The following is a 16,833-nucleotide window of genomic DNA, read 5'->3' as shown; positions in this document are numbered from 1 at the left end:
TTTTTTCAATTCCAGAATTGCTCAAAACAATTCCTTCCTTTATGCTTTGTAGATTTTAACTGCACATTTTTTATAATCAGTCTGTTTAGATATTGGACATGTTGCATCCAAGCAAACTTTATTAATATATACCCTCTCATCAAACCAAGGAACGAAAACAAGTCCTTTTGGCGGTCTGTTTCTTCCTCTTGTTTCGACTCTTGCTTTAACTTTGCCACGTCTACTTTCTACCCAAACAAGGTCTCCTCTTTTAACACCACGTTTTTTAGCATCTTCAGGATGCATATAACAAAGTGCTTCAGGAACAGCTCTATATAATTCAGGAACTCTCATTGTCATAGTACCGCTATGCCAATGTTCAAGAACCCTACCTGTACATAGCCAAGTATCATATTCATTATCTGGAGTTTCAGGTGGCTCCATATATGGCCTAAAGAATATTTTTGCTTTGTTTGGTAGATGGATTTTAGGTTTATTTTTATCTGGACCTGTCAAGCTACCTTGAGGTATAGCTTTAAGTGCGTGTCCATAGAACGCAAATTCGCCTTTAACATGACCTTTTTCTTTTTCCATCTTAGCATATGGATCATAGTTAACATTGAATCTCCAAGGAGTATCTTTTCCGTTAACAACAGGCCATCTAAGTCCTCTTACTTTATGATATACGTCAAATGGCGCATAATCGTGTCCATGTCCTTCACCAAACTTTCTATACTCTTCCCAAAGAGCTTTTTGGATAAAGAAACCATATCCTTTAAAAGGTTTTCCATCTGTGCCTTTGACGTTTCTCTTATCGCCTTCAGCTTCAGTATTTTGGAAACCTTCACCTATTGGATCAGGCCACTTAAATGATTTTAAGTAATCATTAGCAAAAAGTACATCAAAAAGCGTATCTTCAGGACTGTAACCCATCTTCTTCGCTTCATCTAAAACATCTGGCAGAACGGTTCCGTCTGGTAATCTGTGCTCTTTCCAAACCTCTTTTAATTTAAATCTCTTTGCAAATTCAGTATATTGCCATAAATCTGGCATAGCTTCTCCAACAGGAGTTACCTGCTGTCTCCAGTGCTGAGTTCTTCTTTCTGCGTTTCCGTAAGCTCCCCATTTTTCATATATCATAGCACTTGGTAAGATAAGGTCAGCAACTTTAGCGCTTATTCCAGGATAACCGTCACTTACTACTATAAAGTTATCCATAGTTCTTGCCGCTTTGATCCAGTGATTTGCATTTGCCGTATCTTGCCATGGGTTACATACATGCACCCAAGCAAATTTTATCTTACCATCTTCAAGGTCTCTCATAATTTTAACTATATGGCTACCAACTTTAGGATTGAGAGTACCTTTTGGAAGTCTCCATATCTTTTCAGAGATAGCTCTATGTTTTGGATTTTTAACTACCATATCTGCCGGTAATCTATGGGCAAATGTTCCAACCTCTCTTGCCGTACCACATGCACTAGGCTGACCCGTTAAAGAGAATGCGCCATCACCAGGTTTGGCCTGTTTTCCTAGTAAAAAGTGAACCATATAGCTTTGTTCGTTAACCCAAGTACCTCTTGTATGCTGGTTCATACCCATCGTCCAGAAAGATACTACTTTTCTTCCTTTTTCAACATATAGATCTTTAAGAAGTTTTAATTTTCTTTTAAATTCATCCAAAGACTCATCAGGATCACCTTTTGCTACACTTGCTACGTAATCAAGTGTATATGGCTCTAAACCTTTTTTGAACTCTTCAAAACTGATACTCCAGTGTTTACCCGCTGCTTTAGCATGTTTCATCTTAAGTTTCTTAGTATTTCCAAGTCCCAATGGACTTAATGCAACTCTTTCAGCATCAGTTAGCTCTTTTTCTGCTTGTTTTGAAATCGTTTCTAACTCTTTCGTAGAATATCCAAGATCTTTAGCATTTTTTGGACTTCTCATTCCGTAACCAATATCTGGAAAACCTGTTGCAAATATTGTATATTCTTTAACAAAGTCCCAATCTATTACATCAGGATGATCATAAACAATACTTCTTGCAATGTAGTTCCAAATAGCAAGATCAGTACTAGGTTTAAATATAATAACTTCATCTGCAAGGTCACAGCTTCTATGAACGTAGGTAGATAGCACCACAACTTTTACTCTATCTGGATTTGAAAGTTTCCTATCAGTACATCTTGCCCAAAGAATCGGGTGCATCTCTGCCATATTAGATCCCCAAGCCACGATAGTGTCAGTAAGCTCAATATCATCATAACAACCTGCTGGTTCATCTATACCAAAAGTTTGAATAAAGCCTGCAACCGCGCTAGCCATACAGTGTCTAGCATTTGGGTCAATATTGTTACTCCTAAATCCAGCTTTCATAAGTTTTGCAGCTGCGTATCCCTCCTGAACCGTATATTGTCCTGAACCAAAAAATGCCACTCCTGTTGGTCCAAGCTCATTATAGGCTTTTTTGAATTGCTTCTCCATCTCATCATAAGCTCTCTTCCAACTTACAGGTTTAAACTTACCTTTTTTATCAAACTCGCCTTTTTCGTTAACTCTCAATAACGGCGTAGTTAGCCTGTCGGCACCATACATAATCTTAGCGGTAAAATACCCTTTAATACAGTTAAGACCTCTGTTAACAGGAGCAAGTGGGTCACCTTTAACTGCAACGATTCTATCATCTTTAGTAGCGATCATAATACCACAACCAGTACCACAAAAACGACAAACCGCCTTATCCCATCTCCATCCAGATTCAGCCGTCTTGCTTGCAGCTTCAAGCTCTTTTGGAACACTAAGTCCAACCGCACTAGCTGCTGCAGCGGCAGCACTACTTTTTAAAAAATCTCTACGACTAAGTGCCATATATGCCTCCTCATAAGATTTTGCCGTAACTCGGCAATTGTGAATTAACGAAAAAATTTTATAGATTTTCTAAACTCCTCGCCTTGACTTGAGTCAAAATAATAAAATATAGTTATTAAAATAATTAAGATTATTTATGTCTTTATTAGTGACATTGCTGTGTCATTTTTAAAAGTAATATATATTTTAAAGAACAAAATAGAAGAAAATATAAATTGAAAGATAAATGGGAAAACAATTTAACATTACATTTGTAGTCTTGAAATAGATCGAGCAAAATTTTATACTACTATATAATAGTATTAGCTTTAGTTTTGATACAATTAATATAACATAACACTAAGATTTTTTTTAAACTAAACATTTTGATAATTATTCAAAGCAGTTTTAATAATACTATCTTTTTGTCTTTTTAAGAATATTTGATAAATTTTCATGAAGCTTTTGTAACAATTTAGCACTTCTCTCTAAATCCTCTAAAGATTGAATAGCAATATCTTCACTAGTATCAAGATATTTTTCCAATTCAATTCTTTTTGACTTGTCTATAACTTTCGCATTTTTTTCTAGTATTTCACTAACGTCGCTAAGCTCCTTGGTAAGATGTTCGGAAGCTTTAATAGCATCTTGAGCATCTATAATCATCTTATCGACTCTCTGGATAAAATTTTCCAATCTTTTAGAAGCTATAGTCAATTCATCTACATTTTCACAAATTTTTGGTTCTTCTTTATCAAAATCAAAACTGACAAAAGATTTTGATTTTTCCAAAAACTCTTCAAAATGTTTTTGAATATTTCTTATAAGAAAAAATGAGTAAAACATAATAACCAATGCAATCATAGCTAAAATATTTTCTATATCTTCAAGCAAAGTTCGTTGTTTTTCTGAATATATCGTATACATAGAAACGGCTTGATCCATACCGTTTAAAAGAACATTGTTAAACTGATTTACATAATCAACTATATCGTTTAACTTACCTTGCAATTCAATCAGTTCTTTAGCATGAGCTATATACTCTTTCCAAAAAATATAGTTGTTTTCTAGTATCTGATTCAATTTTTCTTTTTCCATTACTCTTTTATCACTATAAAACTGCTTTAGTGTAGAATCATAAAGATGAAGAGTCTCATAAAAAACTCTATAGTATTTAGGCTCTCCTTCATTTAGATAAAGAAGTAAAAAATACATCATTCTTTGACTTAACATTCTTTGTCTTCCGGCTTTATCTATATAAGTTGCGTCTATATTGGCATCAACCATCTTTTTAACAACTTTATCGGAAATCTCCAATAAATACTCATTGTTTTCTATTACAAAGTTTTTTTCTACCTCGATTTTTGTTATTAATTTTTTAAATCTATCTACTTTTTTCTTAAACGGTTCCCAAAGTTTTTTCACTCTTGTAAGTTGTTCCATAATCTCTTGAGTAGGAGGAGCGTATATCCCTCTTTCTATATTACCCTCTAAAAGATCTTTTAAATTTGTATCAAAAAGTTTTTCTGCTTCGTTTAACTCGTTCAAATTTATCTCTCTAGCAGTTTTTAAACGAAAAATCTCTTTACTTATCTTTTGTGTAAGCATTCTTTGTTTGCCTGCGATATTTATTACTATTGAATCATATTTGCTTTTTTGATTTATATATATTACCGATGCAACTATTGCAATAATAACTAAAGATAATGCACCGCCAATAAATTTTATCTGTGAAGTTATCTTTTTCATAATTCATCCTCATTCATAAATCTCTTTAAGCCCCTCTAAATCCAAAATCTCAATAATTCCTTGTTCACTCTTTATCAAATCTCTTTTTATAAGCTTTTTCAAAATTCTTGATAGTGTTTCTGGTTGAATATTGAGTCTATAAGCTACTTCTTGTTTTTTTAATCTATTGAATGTATCAAGTTCATTCACTAAAGTAAAAGCGACCTTAGCAACTCCATCATATACTAGTTCTCTATTTATTAAACACTCCAACATCTGATTTCTTTTAGCAAATATCTCTACAACTCTTAATAGTATTTGAGGATTTGCAATACAAAAATTTTTAAATTTTTCATAATCTATTATCAATACTTCACACGGTTCTAAACATTCAATATTTCCAAAACAGTTTATAGTATTATCAGATAAGGAACTAATTTTGGTTATCATGTTATCACTTTTTATATCGTAAAGAAATATTTCGTTATCAAATCTATCGACTTTATAAACTTTTACATGACCGGTTTTAAGATAGTAGAGCTGTTTTTTTATGTCGTTTTCATAGTAGATTATATCTTTTGCAGCATATTTTTTTAGTTTTACAAAAGAAGCTATCTCATCTAACTGTTCGTCACTCATGCCGTCAAATAGGAAAAGCCCTTTTAAATCCTCAACTTTTGCTTGTAATGCCATATCCCACCTTTTGATATATGTCATTATATCAAAAAGATTTTTTCGATATTATTATAGATTGCAGCAAAAAAATAAAAAATTGATATAAAAAAAAGGAACATTATGAACTATCCAGAGTTTTTCAAAAAAGTTGAACCTATCTTACTATATGACCCTCTAGCCGATTTTTTAGGAGCTGTAGAAAATGGAGAAATAGAGATAAACTATCTCGATGTAGTAAAGTTTGCCGGACACTCTTGTCCTACAGTCGCAGGTGCATACCTTATGACAAAACTTGGCTTAAAAAAACTATATGGCGATTCTTTACCAGTAAGAGGTGAAATAAAGATTATGGTTAAAGGCGCAAAAAACGAAGGTGTAGAAGGTGTTATTGGAAACACAATAGCTTTTATATGCGGAGTAAGTGAAGAAGGAGGTTTTAAAGGAATCGGAGGAAAATTCAATAGAGCCAATAAACTTCTTTTCTCTCAAGATATACCAAAAGAGATAAGACTGCAAAGAACGGATAATGGGACTTTCGTAGATATTAGTTATGCACCAACAATTGCCCCAGATCCTAGACAGCAACAACTTATGCAAAAAATTATGACAAATCAAGCAACTAAGGAAGAAAAAGATCTATTTAAAAAATTATGGCAAGAAAGAGTGAAAAAAATCTTACTATCTAAAGAGAAATGGGCACAAATGGTCGATATCGATTGATATCGACTATTTTTTTATATATGTAAAATAGACCTCTTTCGAATTTGCACTAAATACTTCATAGCCTCTCTTTTTGATTTCATCCACTAAAGGCGCTGGGAAAAAGTCTGTTTTTAACAATATTGTCTCATCCTTTTTTAACTCTTTCAAGTTCTTATTAATCTCCGCCAATGGATTTTTCCCTTCATCTAAAAGCCTATTTCCGTCAAGCTCTACACTGGGCTCTTTGGTTACCCACTCGGGAACTTTTTGAATGTTAACATCTTTTTCAGGTACATTTTCTAGGGGAGGCTGACCAACCTCTTTTCTTATAAGATTTAAAAGCTCTATAGGTTCCATTCCCCCTACCAAAGCAGCCTGCTTAATAGAAGCAATCCTTGCGACAGTTCTTCTAAGAACCGGATTTTTCAACTTTTTATATTTAGGGTTTATCTCTATAAGCTTATCCTCCATAAAAGGATACTCTTTTAACAAATCATATATTTTAGTATCTAGTGTTATCTCCACAACTTTTCTCCATTTTTAAATCTTTTTAATAGTACAAAAATATCTTTCAAAATTAAAAACAGTGAGATTAGCCATAAAATATCTAAAAAAATATTTCTTTCATAATCTAAAAAGATATATAGTATAGGTATTCCTATTAATAACGGTAATTTTAAATAATAAAAAAAGAGAATTGCAGCACCATATAAATGGCGCAACTCTCTTTTTAACTCTTTTTTCAATTATCCTGCTCCAAGCGCTTTTTTAACATTATCACTTGCCATTGAGATATTCCAAGGAGGATCCCACACAATCTCAACGGTTACCTCTTTTACCTCAGGAATCCTCTCAACTGCCTCTTTGACCCATTGCTGCATCATCTGATGCAACGGACATCCTCTAGTTGAAAGCGTCATCTTTACATGTACGCTATTTTCATCATCTATATCAACATCATAAATCAACCCCATATCAACTAAATTAAAACCTACTTCAGGATCGATAACAGTTCTGATAGCATCATAAACCTGTTCTTTTGTAACTTTTGCCATATATTCACCTACCCCCTTTCAGTTTCTTCCAAAATTTAACATCCATTTTAATGAAGTTCCCAAAAAGATACTTCCTATAAATAAAAAAGCTACTCCGGCTTTGAAAAAATCTGCTGATTCTATTATAAGACCAAATCCAGCAATTAATGTACCGCCCATCGTAAACCAAAACTCATATTCAGCCTGTTTTTTAGGATACATTTCATGAAGCATAGGAACTTTCTCTTTTCCTACAAGTGGTGCATATCTATGAAACCAAACTAAAAAAGGAACGATTTTGTAAAGATGGCCATTTATCAAAAAAGAGAAAAATCCCATAAACAAAAACCATACAGCACCGTATAAAAGCGGCCTATAATCTGTTGAGAGCAGATAAACAAATCCTAAAATCCAAGAAAACAACAAAGAGAGATAAGAAAAAAATATTGATTTATACCAGATATCACTCTCTTTTCTAACTCTTGTTTTATAAATCAAAAATATCTGATAAAAATAGAACATCACAGACGCAAAAGCGCCGATATATCCCAAATTGGTCAAAACTGTAAAATCTAAAAATGCTCCTAACATTACTAAAGCAACAGAATAACTCATTATCTTAAAAGCCAAGTTTACAGGTCTTTCGTCAAAACCGTGAGCCAAACCAAACATAGGAAGTAGTATCAAAGTTATCCCCATTATGGTAATCATAATATAACCACCAACTACCGCATAAACATGAGCTTTTAAAATAGAGTTTATATCTACTCCCAAAAAACCCGATATTGTCAAAGAGAGTAAAAAGCCGCTCAATATTCCAAGTAGCAGGAATATATTGGACACTTTTACGCATTTGACTGTTAAAGTGTTTAAATCGGTCTTTTTTATGGTTAAAAATACTTCAATAGCAAAAATTCCCATAGCTGCTAAAACTAAAATACCGCCAAAACTGAGCAAAATAGGATTTGACCAAAAACCCATAACCATAATAATAGTTCCAAACAGAAGCAGTGGAAAAATAACATAATAAAAATCTACGCTAAAATGTCCCGTCTCTAAAACAACTGGGATCAATTGTGCCATAGCGCCAAAAATTATCATCATCACATATCCCAATAAAAACAGATGTACCCATCCTGCTATACTCATCTGCATATAATCATAATCAAAGCTTATAAAAAGAAGTGCAGCAGCTGATAAAATATAAAAAATAGTTCCAACTATAAAAAAAGGCACTATTAGCTTAAAGGGAGGCGCAAACTCCCTTGAAATATTGAACATAGCATCTCCTTTGATATAAATTTTAAGGAGTAATTAACCGTGACAAGATGAGTCGTTAAGATTTGCTTTTTCGCTTGACCCCTCAATATAACTAAAAATAAGCTTAACTCTCCCATCTGGTAGATTTTCTATTTGAATATCGTAATTATTACCAATTTTATCTAACAATCCCATAGGTTTTTTGTGATTAATCATAATTAACTTTGTATTAGGGTCTTTAACTAGTTTTAACCCAGACATTGCATTAACCATTGGTTCTGGCGGTCCACATCGACTAGTATCAAAGATATAGTATGTATCACCATCTTTTTCAAATCTATAAAAATCGACAGTAGCTCCTGGAACTTCCACCTTTTGTGCGTTTTGAGGTAAATCCATAACCTTCTCCTTAATTCAGATTAAATATATCCTAATTATAAGAGTAACTTCCCATTTTATCATTGATTAAAATCAAAAACTAAAGCATTGTTCTTAACTCGGCCGCATACCACAATATAACTAAATTGAGTACAAAGATCATCATAGAACTTGCTCTGGAGATTAAAAGCTCTATCTTAGTTCTCTCTTTTCCGTGAGTTTTAAAAGCTATATACATATGTACTACTGTAAAAATTGTTATTGCAGTTACCAATAAAATCTTTATCAATATAACCTGACCAAGACTTGAGTCTAAAGCCACTTTTAATACTTGATCTAAACCATGTCCAAAAAACATATGCAGACCTGTTCCAATAAGCACTATAAGCCAAACAGATTCAAAATAGCCATATAGCGGTCCGATATGCAAATATACGTTTTTTTGTGCAACTTTATCTCTTAAAAAAATTCCTAATGCAAAAAGAAACACTGAACCACCAATCCAAGCAGTTGCTGCTAGAAGATGAAAATATAATGCTATTTCCAACTTAAACTCCTTATTTTGGTTTATTTTGAAATCTTTTTTAGAAGAAGATTCCCTATCAATAACAATAACTTTTATAAAGATTAGTATACGCTATTTCTTACTTTTTTTTCTTAACTTTTATCAATTTTTACTTTAATGGAGGAATATCTTAAAATTTTTCCTTATAAATAAAAAAATAAGTCTTATATATTCTGAAATTACGAAAACTATCTTAACTACTTAAGAAAACATCAAAATATTTTTTGTATAATTTCAATTCGATTTGACGATGTGGCCCCATCGTCTAGCGGTTAGGACACCGCCCTTTCACGGCGGTGACGGGGGTTCGAGTCCCCCTGGGGTCGCCATCACTTTTTCCGTAAAATTCCAAAATCTTCCAAATATTCCCAACAAATCGAAAATTTATCACTTTTGCGCTTCCGTTAATTTCCATTTAAATCCATCACTATACAACTTTTTTTACAGTTGTTTTTGCGGTTAGATTTTTTTAGTGACTAAATTTACCGCAAAAGGATAAAAATGTCTAAATTACTTATCCCTCATATATGTAAATTATACTACACTATCTTCGATTTGACTCCAATTATGTATATATGTAAAGAAGAAAATATAAGGAGTCAAAATGCCTAAAATAGTTAAACCTCTCACCGATACTCAAATCAAAAACTCAAAACCGAAAGATAAAATGTATAAATTGGCCGATGGTTACGGTCTATATATGATAGTTGAAAAAGACGGCAGAAAATGGTGGAGATTTGATTATAGTTTTATGGGTAAAAGATCTTCTATGTCCCTTGGAAAATATCCTCAAATATCACAAAAAGAGGCAAGAGAAAAAAGGGAGAAGTACCGAAAAATGATACTGGAGGGTATTAATCCTTCCACTGCCACAAAAGCCAAATATCTTTTTAAAGATATTGCTCTTGAATATCTCAATTTACAGGTTCCAAAACGTATGAATAAAGAGACAAAAACGGGCTATGTTAGAAAATTGGAACTTCATCTCTTTCCTTTTATAGGAGAAAAGGATATTAACGCAATATCAAGGCTGATATCATATCTATCGTAAAAAGACTCGAAAAAAGCAACAAAGATGAAACCAACAGAAGAATTTTTAATATTCTTGAACGGATATATAAATATGCGGTAACGCTGGGATTTGCCAAAAGAAATATTTTAGCCGATATAGATAAATCCATCCTTTTAAAACCCAAACGACATAAAAATCTACCCCATATCACGGATGAAAACCGATTAAGAGAACTGCTTATCGCTATTGATAACTATTTTGGTGATGCATCTCCCCGCATGGCTTTAAAACTTATGCCATACGTTTTTTTAAAACCTTCAAATATAAGGAATGCCGAATGGAAAGAGTTTGATTTTGAAAAAAGAATTTGGATCATACCGGGACACAAGATGAAATTAAAAAAGCCTCACATCGTCCCTCTTACCAGTAGCATGATTGAAATTATCAAATTTATGGAACCGATAAGTAAAGATTGTAGTATATACGTTTTCCCCTCCTACAAATCATATTACATCCCACTATCAGAAAACACTATCAACCAAGCTCTCCATAGGCTCGGATACAAAGGCCTTATTACCGGACACGGATTTAGACATACGGCAAGCACAATTTTGCATGAAAACATGCATATACACGGAGTTCATTCCGATGCAATAGAGATGCAAATGGCTCATACCATTCCAAACAGCGTAAAACAAACCTACAACAAAGCGCAATATCTGCCAGAAAGAATTCGCTTAATGCAGTGGTGGAGCGATTACATTGATAGATTAAAAGGTAATGAGGGGAGAATCATTTAAGATTTTTTCCCTTAAAAAATTTTAATCATGCAACAATTTTCTCTTACATTATAATAAAAGATAGAGACATTTGTTTCAGTTTCGTATATTATGTATAATTTTTATGTATTTAAAAAATATTGACTTTCTCGTCTTTCAAACGAGACTTAATATACTCTAAAAAAATTATAAGGTAAATAATGGAAATAAAAATATCAAATATTGAACAATATCTGGATTTTAATTCTATCGATTTTGCAAAGATTAAATGGGTTGAACCAGTATTTGTTTGTGTGTATAAAGCTTTTGGAGAAGATAACGGAAGAGTTCATAAAACAAACAACTCATATATTGATCATATGCTGGATGGAAACTATAAAGAATGGAAAACTTACTCACCTATCGAACATATAATAAGTAGAGCGAAGATAGAAGAAATATCGCAGCATCTTACAAATGTATTGTTGAAAAACATAGATATTACTGGAGAGGATAAAGAAGATATAAAAAATCTCTTGCAATATCTTTTTACCGAAATGATGAATAATGTAATAGATCATTCACACTCTATTGTAGGTGGATATGCTATGGCTCAATACTATCCACAAAAAAATGTTGTGCAGTTTGCAATAGCTGATAGGGGTATTGGATTTTTAAAAAATGTGAAAACTGAAGCTCCATATATTACTACAGAATATGATGCTATAGAAAAAGCTCTAGAGAAAGGATTTACAGCATCTGCTAAAAAAATTTATGGACAAGAACGAAATGCTGGGTTTGGCTTATATGCGTTTCAAAAATTTGTCAAGCATATAGGTGGACAATTTATCATCATTTCTAATGACGGAATATATAAAGAAGATATTTATAATTATCCGGTAAAAAAGAAATTAGAATGTCCTTATAAGGGGGTGATTGTTGCATTTGAGTTACACCTGAACAATATTACATTAACATATGATGATATTATAAATATGTTAATTGAAGATGGTGATGATGAACAGCTCTATTAGGCTGTTCGTTTTTTTGAGTAAGATACTACAAAATTGATGATTTTTCGAATATTTTCATTTGCGTTAACTATCAAGAGTTTATCTTTGATATATCCAACTCCAAAAGCTCGTATAAAAATCCCGAATATTTCATCTGCAAAAGATTGCGTAATACCATTTATTCCTACAAAGTCAAGAGTTACTTTATCTCCTTCATCAAGAATAGGTTTTATTTTCTTTCTGATAATTTCACCACTGCCTCTTGAACCTGCAAAATCAAATCCACCTATTTCTCGCTTTACATTGATTACCACACTCATGGTACACCCTTTTTTATATAGCTCTTAAAAGCTTTCATAACTAAGTATATAACAATTAAGATCATAAATACCTTTTTTTGAAAAACGAATTATATAAAATATTATATTTCGTGTAAATAGTTACATATATACTTATAATCAATTACCTAAACTGTAACAAATAATTAACAATATCTTTGTAGAACCAAAATGTCCTTATGATTTAGTTTTCTTAAATAATTATGATTGTTAATATACCCATAATTAGGTCATTTAAGTTTTTCTCGGAAGCGTGGTTGGGGTATATAATCTTAAATACTAAAACTAATAAAACTGCGATTTTATGGGATTTTAATACTGAAATAAATACAAAAAGCTTTAAAATATAGATATTTATATTCTAAAAATTAAAAAACTTAAACATAAAACGGAAGCGTGATTGGGGTATTGCGGAAGCGTGATTGGGGTATTGCGGAAGCGTGATTGGGGTATTTTGCAGATATTTATAGAACTATATAGATATTATAGTTCTTATAGAGGGGCGGTTTTTTTGTAACCGCCCCATCTATTCAATAGCATTTATACAAGCTGGTAAAATTTTTACAGAATTCAACCCTTGATAGTAAAATGTCTCATTTTTTGGGTTATACAGGATACCAAACTTTTCAAGAGTATCAATGTTTTCTTTTACTTCTTTTTTTGCGTATCTAATAGATCTATCGCTTTCCATTGGAAAGCCTATTGTTTCAAATATGTCCATTATATTTAAGTTAAGTTGTTTATGTGTAAAGAAAAATCTTATTATTGATCTTAGAAGAGGACTTTCAAGCTCTAAAAGGTTTGCTACCTCTCTTTTGTAATTGACTGATAAACCGTTTTCATAAAATTTAACATATCTTGCGTCAAAAACAATTCCATATGAATCCTCTTTTTCACTGTAAGCCTGATGCGAAATTATATTAAAGTCAAATTCGTTTCCATGGTTATCTTTGTATTTTATGACAGTATCCCTTATCTCATCTATTTTTTCTTTGAACCATTTTGCATTTTTACTTTTTGCATTATTGCTATTTTGATACATTTTCCAGGCTTCATATAAAGAAAAATATATAGCGATGCTGCCATCTGTTAAACGTTTAGTTTTTTTATGTACACTTAGAATTACATCAATTATAGATTTATGCGTATCAGTCAGAAGTCTATTTCTTATCTCTACTGTTCCCCATTTTGTTTTTACAACACGAACATTTTTGTTTTCTATAAAATCCTTATATGTCCGTGAATTTTTGACAATTTTTGATACAGGCGCAAAAATAGGAACTCTAAGTTCATCAACGGTAGACGAAGAATTTTCTATTTTTGTTTGAACATCAAACAAAGTTAGTTGCTCTTTTCTCATGATTTTTCCTTAAAAACTACTTAAACTGTAACAAATAATTAACAATATCCTGATAGAACCAAAAAGTCGATCGGCCATCTTTATGAGGTTTAGGAAACTTTTCTTCTTTTACTTTTTGGTATATTGCAGATTTTTTTAAACCTACCATCTCTTGAACCTGCTTGATATTGAGACGTTTAAGAGGATGAGTATTAAGCTCTTGCAATTGCATATTCGCTCCTTTTTAAAGTTTTTAAAGATTGATTGATATAGTTTTTGACTTTATGTTCAATTCCAAGCTGAAGATTTGTATTTTTGATTGCACAGATTCAAAAAGATATGGCACTCCTATAAGGAGGGAAGGGAGTGCAAATCAGATACACGTTGCTAGGGGTCAAAGGGTATAAAAGATTAGAAAGGATATACTACAATTCGCTTATGATAAGCGAGGAGGCAAGAAGAAGAAAAAAGATTTTAGATTTTTGGCAAAAGTATGGATTGGAAGCTACAATAGATGCTTTTGGAGTAAGTAGAAGAACACTATATCGCTGGAAAAGAGCTTTAAAAGAGGCAAAAGGAGATGTTGTCTTACTTAATCCAAAATCTACAAGACCTAAAAAAGTCAGAAAATCGAAAGTCTCTTTGGAAATAGTGCAAGAGATAAAAAGATTGAGAGAAAAATATCCCAATATAGGCAGGGCGAAACTCTATCATCTTTTAAAACCTTTTTGTGAAAAAAAAGGAATAAAAACTCCTTCAGAATCAACAATAGGAAGAATAATAGCAAAAGCTCCTGATAAAATGAGATTATTCCCATATCGTATAGACACTAAAGGTAGAGTTAAACCCAAAAAAAGAGAAAGGAAAAATCGTAAACCAAAAAATCTTAAAACTAAACCTATGCAGCTTTGGGGAATTGATACAATACAAAAAGTATCAAATGGCATAAAACGATATATTATGACAATGATAGATCCTGTAAGCCGTATAGCCTTCGCAGTCGCAATTCCATCCAAACATGCTAAACATACGGCAAAAGCTCTTGAAGCTCTCATAGATGGCATATCTTCAATTAAACTCTATCAAAAAAGCTCTTTAGCAATCCTTTCTGACAATGGTAGTGAATTCAAAAAAGAGTTTGACGCTTTAATAGAACAAAAAGATCTCACACATTATTGAACATATCCTAAAAGCCCTAATGTCACCTGCAATGCTAAAATGTACCAGATACGCAATATGAAAATGTACCACTAAAGAGTGTTCAAAAATAAGAGAATATGATAAATTGCTTCCAGTGATTTTTTTACTTGGGGGCGTAATGATTACATATGAGGAGTTTATTATGATCCATACACTCTATAAACAAGGCTACAGCATAAGAGCAATTGCAAGAATGACAGGGCTTGATAGAAGAACTATATCTAAAAGACTCAAAGAAAAAGGGCTAAAACCAAGAAAAAAAGTTGAATATAAATCTAAGCTGGATCCATTTAAAAACTATATCAGACAAAGAATTGCTGATGCTTTGCCCAATAAAATTCCTTCCAGTGTAATATACCGTGAAATAGTAGATAAAGGGTATGAAGGAAAGATAAGGATACTGCAAAGCTATATGAGCAGTTTATATAAAGAGTTCCTGCCTTTAAAAGAGGAAAAAGTCATTAGATTTGAGACTGCTCCAGGAGTTCAAGCCCAAGTGGACTGGAGCGTAATAAAAGGAGGCAAAAATCCGATATATGCATTTGTGATGATTTTAGGATACAGCAGATACGCATATGTCTATTTTACAGACAATATGAGACAAGAGACATTTCAAGAGTGCCATAAAAAAGCTTTCGATTTCTTTGAAGGGGTTCCAAAAAGCATACTGTATGATAATCTAAAAAGTGTTGTAATTCAAAGAAATGCTTATGGAGCTACAAAGCATAAATTTAATTAGAAGTTTTTGTATTTTTCAAAAGAGTATGGCTTTACTCCAATACTATGTAAACCATATAGAGCACAAACTAAAGGAAAAGTTGAGCGGTTTATCGGATATGTAAAAAGAAACTTCTATATTCCATTAAAAGCTAAACTGAAAAACTCACCTTTACAAATAGATTGCGCTTCTTTAAATAGCCAAATATTTAGGTGGCTTGCAGTAACCAATGAAAGAATTCACGCAACAACAAAAGAGAAACCGATAAAACTTTTTCTGTTAGAACAGAAGGCTCTACTGCCACTTGTTCAAACAGTAGAGCCTTCAAACAAAAAAACTAAAAACAGATATAAAACAGATACAAATTATATACCAAAAAATTCCATTATTGCTTTCAACCAAGAATCAAAAAGCACATTGAAAGAGTATGATGCTTTGTTATACCAAGATAGTCTTAATTCCATTGCAGGAGATGTCTATGCCACAAACTGATAAAAGCATAAACGAACAGATTCAAGAGTATGCAACGATTTTTAAACTACCGGCCATCAAAGAGAGCTTTGCATCCATAGCACAAGAGACGGTTCATAACAATCTTTCATACTCTCAATTTTTATTAAAGTTGTTTGAGTATGAATATCAAAAGAAGATAGAGCGCTCAAGAGAAACGACATTGAAGATGGCAGGCTTTCCAAAAGTAAAGACTCTGGAAATGTTTGATTTTAAAGCTTCAAGTGTAGATAGAAATCTTATCAATGAACTCTCAACTTTAAGATTTATTGAAAATGCCCAAAATATCCTGCTTATAGGTCCAAGTGGTGTAGGAAAAACTCATCTTGCCATAGCTTTGGGATATTTAGCTACCCAGGCAAGAATAAAAACAAAATTCATCACTGCAGCTGTTCTATTGCTACAGCTTGAAATTGCACAGCAGACAAATAGATTGCAGCACTATTTCAAAAAGGTTATCAATCCAACAAAACTTTTAATCATAGATGAGTTTGGCTATATCAAGCTCAATGAAAATCAGGCCAATCTTTTTTTCCAGGTTATCAACAAACGGTATGAGATAGGATCAATTATCATTACAAGCAATCTATCTTTTACAAAATTCAAGGAGGTACTCAACAATGATGAAGCGTTAACTACAGCAATACTTGATAGGCTAGTTCACCATAGCCATATACTCAATATCCAAAGTGAAAGTTACAGACTCAAGCAAAAAAGAAGAGAGTGTAAATATAACTGTGTAAATCCTTATAAAAAGATTAGATAAAATTAAAG

Annotated in this window: 19 protein-coding genes, 1 tRNA gene and 1 pseudogene; 9 read left to right on the top strand and 12 right to left on the bottom strand. The window is 32.4% G+C overall.

All coding sequences use genetic code 11. From position 1 onward, the window contains the following. Positions 1 to 39: 39 nt before the first annotated feature. From napA to NIL_RS03760, 3 genes are all read right to left on the bottom strand, one after another. Positions 40 to 2,850 carry a nitrate reductase catalytic subunit NapA gene (napA, locus tag NIL_RS03770; protein ID WP_187648282.1) on the bottom strand — a complete coding sequence of 937 codons (2,811 nt, stop codon included), beginning with the start codon at positions 2,848 to 2,850 and terminating at the stop codon, positions 40 to 42. Between the two features lie 396 nt (positions 2,851 to 3,246). Next, positions 3,247 to 4,578: a type IV pili methyl-accepting chemotaxis transducer N-terminal domain-containing protein gene (locus NIL_RS03765; RefSeq protein WP_187648281.1), complete on the bottom strand. Its 1,332-nt coding sequence runs from the start codon at positions 4,576 to 4,578 to the stop codon at positions 3,247 to 3,249. Positions 4,579 to 4,587: 9 nt separating this feature from the next. Further along, complete coding sequence (locus NIL_RS03760) at positions 4,588 to 5,250, bottom strand: Crp/Fnr family transcriptional regulator (RefSeq protein ID WP_187648280.1); 663 nt, start codon at positions 5,248 to 5,250, stop codon at positions 4,588 to 4,590. A gap of 102 nt (positions 5,251 to 5,352) precedes the next feature. On the opposite strand from NIL_RS03760, the gene NIL_RS03755 reads away from it, so the two are divergent. Next, positions 5,353 to 5,952, top strand: a complete 600-nt coding sequence (locus tag NIL_RS03755; RefSeq protein WP_187648279.1) for an FmdE family protein — start codon at positions 5,353 to 5,355, stop codon at positions 5,950 to 5,952. Between the two features lie 6 nt (positions 5,953 to 5,958). Here the strand turns inward: NIL_RS03755 and NIL_RS03750 are convergent, their stop codons facing one another. The 6 genes from NIL_RS03750 to NIL_RS03725 all read right to left on the bottom strand — a co-directional run bounded on the left by NIL_RS03750 (position 5,959) and on the right by NIL_RS03725 (position 9,153). After that, positions 5,959 to 6,459 (bottom strand): DUF1858 domain-containing protein, encoded by a 501-nt coding sequence (locus NIL_RS03750; protein WP_187648278.1) that lies wholly within the window; start codon positions 6,457 to 6,459, stop codon positions 5,959 to 5,961. Next, positions 6,450 to 6,680, bottom strand: a complete 231-nt coding sequence (locus NIL_RS03745) for a hypothetical protein (protein ID WP_187648277.1) — start codon at positions 6,678 to 6,680, stop codon at positions 6,450 to 6,452. The genes NIL_RS03750 and NIL_RS03745 overlap by 10 nt, the downstream gene beginning before the upstream one ends. Continuing rightward, positions 6,681 to 6,989 (bottom strand): metal-sulfur cluster assembly factor, encoded by a 309-nt coding sequence (locus NIL_RS03740; RefSeq protein ID WP_187648276.1) that lies wholly within the window; start codon positions 6,987 to 6,989, stop codon positions 6,681 to 6,683. Between the two features lie 18 nt (positions 6,990 to 7,007). After that, positions 7,008 to 8,249 (bottom strand): hypothetical protein, encoded by a 1,242-nt coding sequence (locus NIL_RS03735; RefSeq protein ID WP_187648275.1) that lies wholly within the window; start codon positions 8,247 to 8,249, stop codon positions 7,008 to 7,010. Between the two features lie 33 nt (positions 8,250 to 8,282). Beyond that, entirely contained in the window at positions 8,283 to 8,627 is a 345-nt protein-coding gene (locus NIL_RS03730) for a hypothetical protein (RefSeq protein ID WP_187648274.1), read from the bottom strand. A gap of 79 nt (positions 8,628 to 8,706) precedes the next feature. Next, a complete protein-coding gene (locus NIL_RS03725; protein WP_187648273.1) occupies positions 8,707 to 9,153 on the bottom strand; it encodes a hypothetical protein in 447 nt (148 codons plus the stop codon). A gap of 272 nt (positions 9,154 to 9,425) precedes the next feature. On the opposite strand from NIL_RS03725, the gene NIL_RS03720 reads away from it, so the two are divergent. The 4 genes from NIL_RS03720 to NIL_RS03705 all read left to right on the top strand — a co-directional run bounded on the left by NIL_RS03720 (position 9,426) and on the right by NIL_RS03705 (position 11,975). After that, positions 9,426 to 9,500 (top strand) — tRNA-Glu (locus tag NIL_RS03720). Between the two features lie 275 nt (positions 9,501 to 9,775). Beyond that, positions 9,776 to 10,222 carry an Arm DNA-binding domain-containing protein gene (locus tag NIL_RS03715; protein WP_187648272.1) on the top strand — a complete coding sequence of 149 codons (447 nt, stop codon included), beginning with the start codon at positions 9,776 to 9,778 and terminating at the stop codon, positions 10,220 to 10,222. Then, positions 10,195 to 10,983 (top strand): tyrosine-type recombinase/integrase, encoded by a 789-nt coding sequence (locus NIL_RS03710; protein ID WP_187648581.1) that lies wholly within the window; start codon positions 10,195 to 10,197, stop codon positions 10,981 to 10,983. The genes NIL_RS03715 and NIL_RS03710 overlap by 28 nt, the downstream gene beginning before the upstream one ends. Before the next feature lie 179 nt (positions 10,984 to 11,162). Then, entirely contained in the window at positions 11,163 to 11,975 is an 813-nt protein-coding gene (locus tag NIL_RS03705) for an ATP-binding protein (protein ID WP_187648271.1), read from the top strand. Here the strand turns inward: NIL_RS03705 and NIL_RS03700 are convergent. The 3 genes from NIL_RS03700 to NIL_RS03690 all read right to left on the bottom strand — a co-directional run bounded on the left by NIL_RS03700 (position 11,972) and on the right by NIL_RS03690 (position 13,863). After that, positions 11,972 to 12,274 carry an STAS-like domain-containing protein gene (locus NIL_RS03700; protein WP_187648270.1) on the bottom strand — a complete coding sequence of 101 codons (303 nt, stop codon included), beginning with the start codon at positions 12,272 to 12,274 and terminating at the stop codon, positions 11,972 to 11,974. The two genes, NIL_RS03705 and NIL_RS03700, sit on opposite strands and share 4 nt — an antisense overlap. Before the next feature lie 544 nt (positions 12,275 to 12,818). Further along, the gene (locus tag NIL_RS03695) at positions 12,819 to 13,652 is read right to left on the bottom strand and encodes a hypothetical protein (RefSeq protein WP_187648269.1); all 834 of its coding nucleotides are present in this window, start codon (positions 13,650 to 13,652) and stop codon (positions 12,819 to 12,821) included. Positions 13,653 to 13,668: 16 nt separating this feature from the next. Beyond that, a complete protein-coding gene (locus tag NIL_RS03690) occupies positions 13,669 to 13,863 on the bottom strand; it encodes a helix-turn-helix transcriptional regulator (RefSeq protein ID WP_187648268.1) in 195 nt (64 codons plus the stop codon). Positions 13,864 to 13,997: 134 nt separating this feature from the next. Between NIL_RS03690 and NIL_RS03685 the strand changes: the two are divergent. From NIL_RS03685 to istB, 4 genes and pseudogenes are all read left to right on the top strand, one after another. Further along, positions 13,998 to 14,807, top strand: a pseudogene (locus NIL_RS03685) (DDE-type integrase/transposase/recombinase); the annotation flags it as partial. A 142-nt stretch (positions 14,808 to 14,949) separates the two neighbouring features. After that, entirely contained in the window at positions 14,950 to 15,570 is a 621-nt protein-coding gene (gene istA, locus NIL_RS03680; protein ID WP_187647547.1) for an IS21 family transposase, read from the top strand. A 6-nt stretch (positions 15,571 to 15,576) separates the two neighbouring features. Then, positions 15,577 to 16,041 (top strand): transposase, encoded by a 465-nt coding sequence (locus NIL_RS03675; RefSeq protein ID WP_187647546.1) that lies wholly within the window; start codon positions 15,577 to 15,579, stop codon positions 16,039 to 16,041. Beyond that, a complete protein-coding gene (gene istB, locus NIL_RS03670; protein WP_187648267.1) occupies positions 16,028 to 16,825 on the top strand; it encodes an IS21-like element helper ATPase IstB in 798 nt (265 codons plus the stop codon). Before NIL_RS03675 ends, istB begins: the two co-directional genes overlap by 14 nt. The last annotated feature ends 8 nt before the right edge of the window (positions 16,826 to 16,833 follow it).

Origin of the sequence: Nitrosophilus labii (assembly GCF_014466985.1) — a bacterium.
Classification (GTDB): Bacteria; Campylobacterota; Campylobacteria; order Campylobacterales; family Nitratiruptoraceae; genus Nitrosophilus_A; species Nitrosophilus_A labii.
This window is presented reverse-complemented; position numbering and strand designations above follow the sequence as displayed.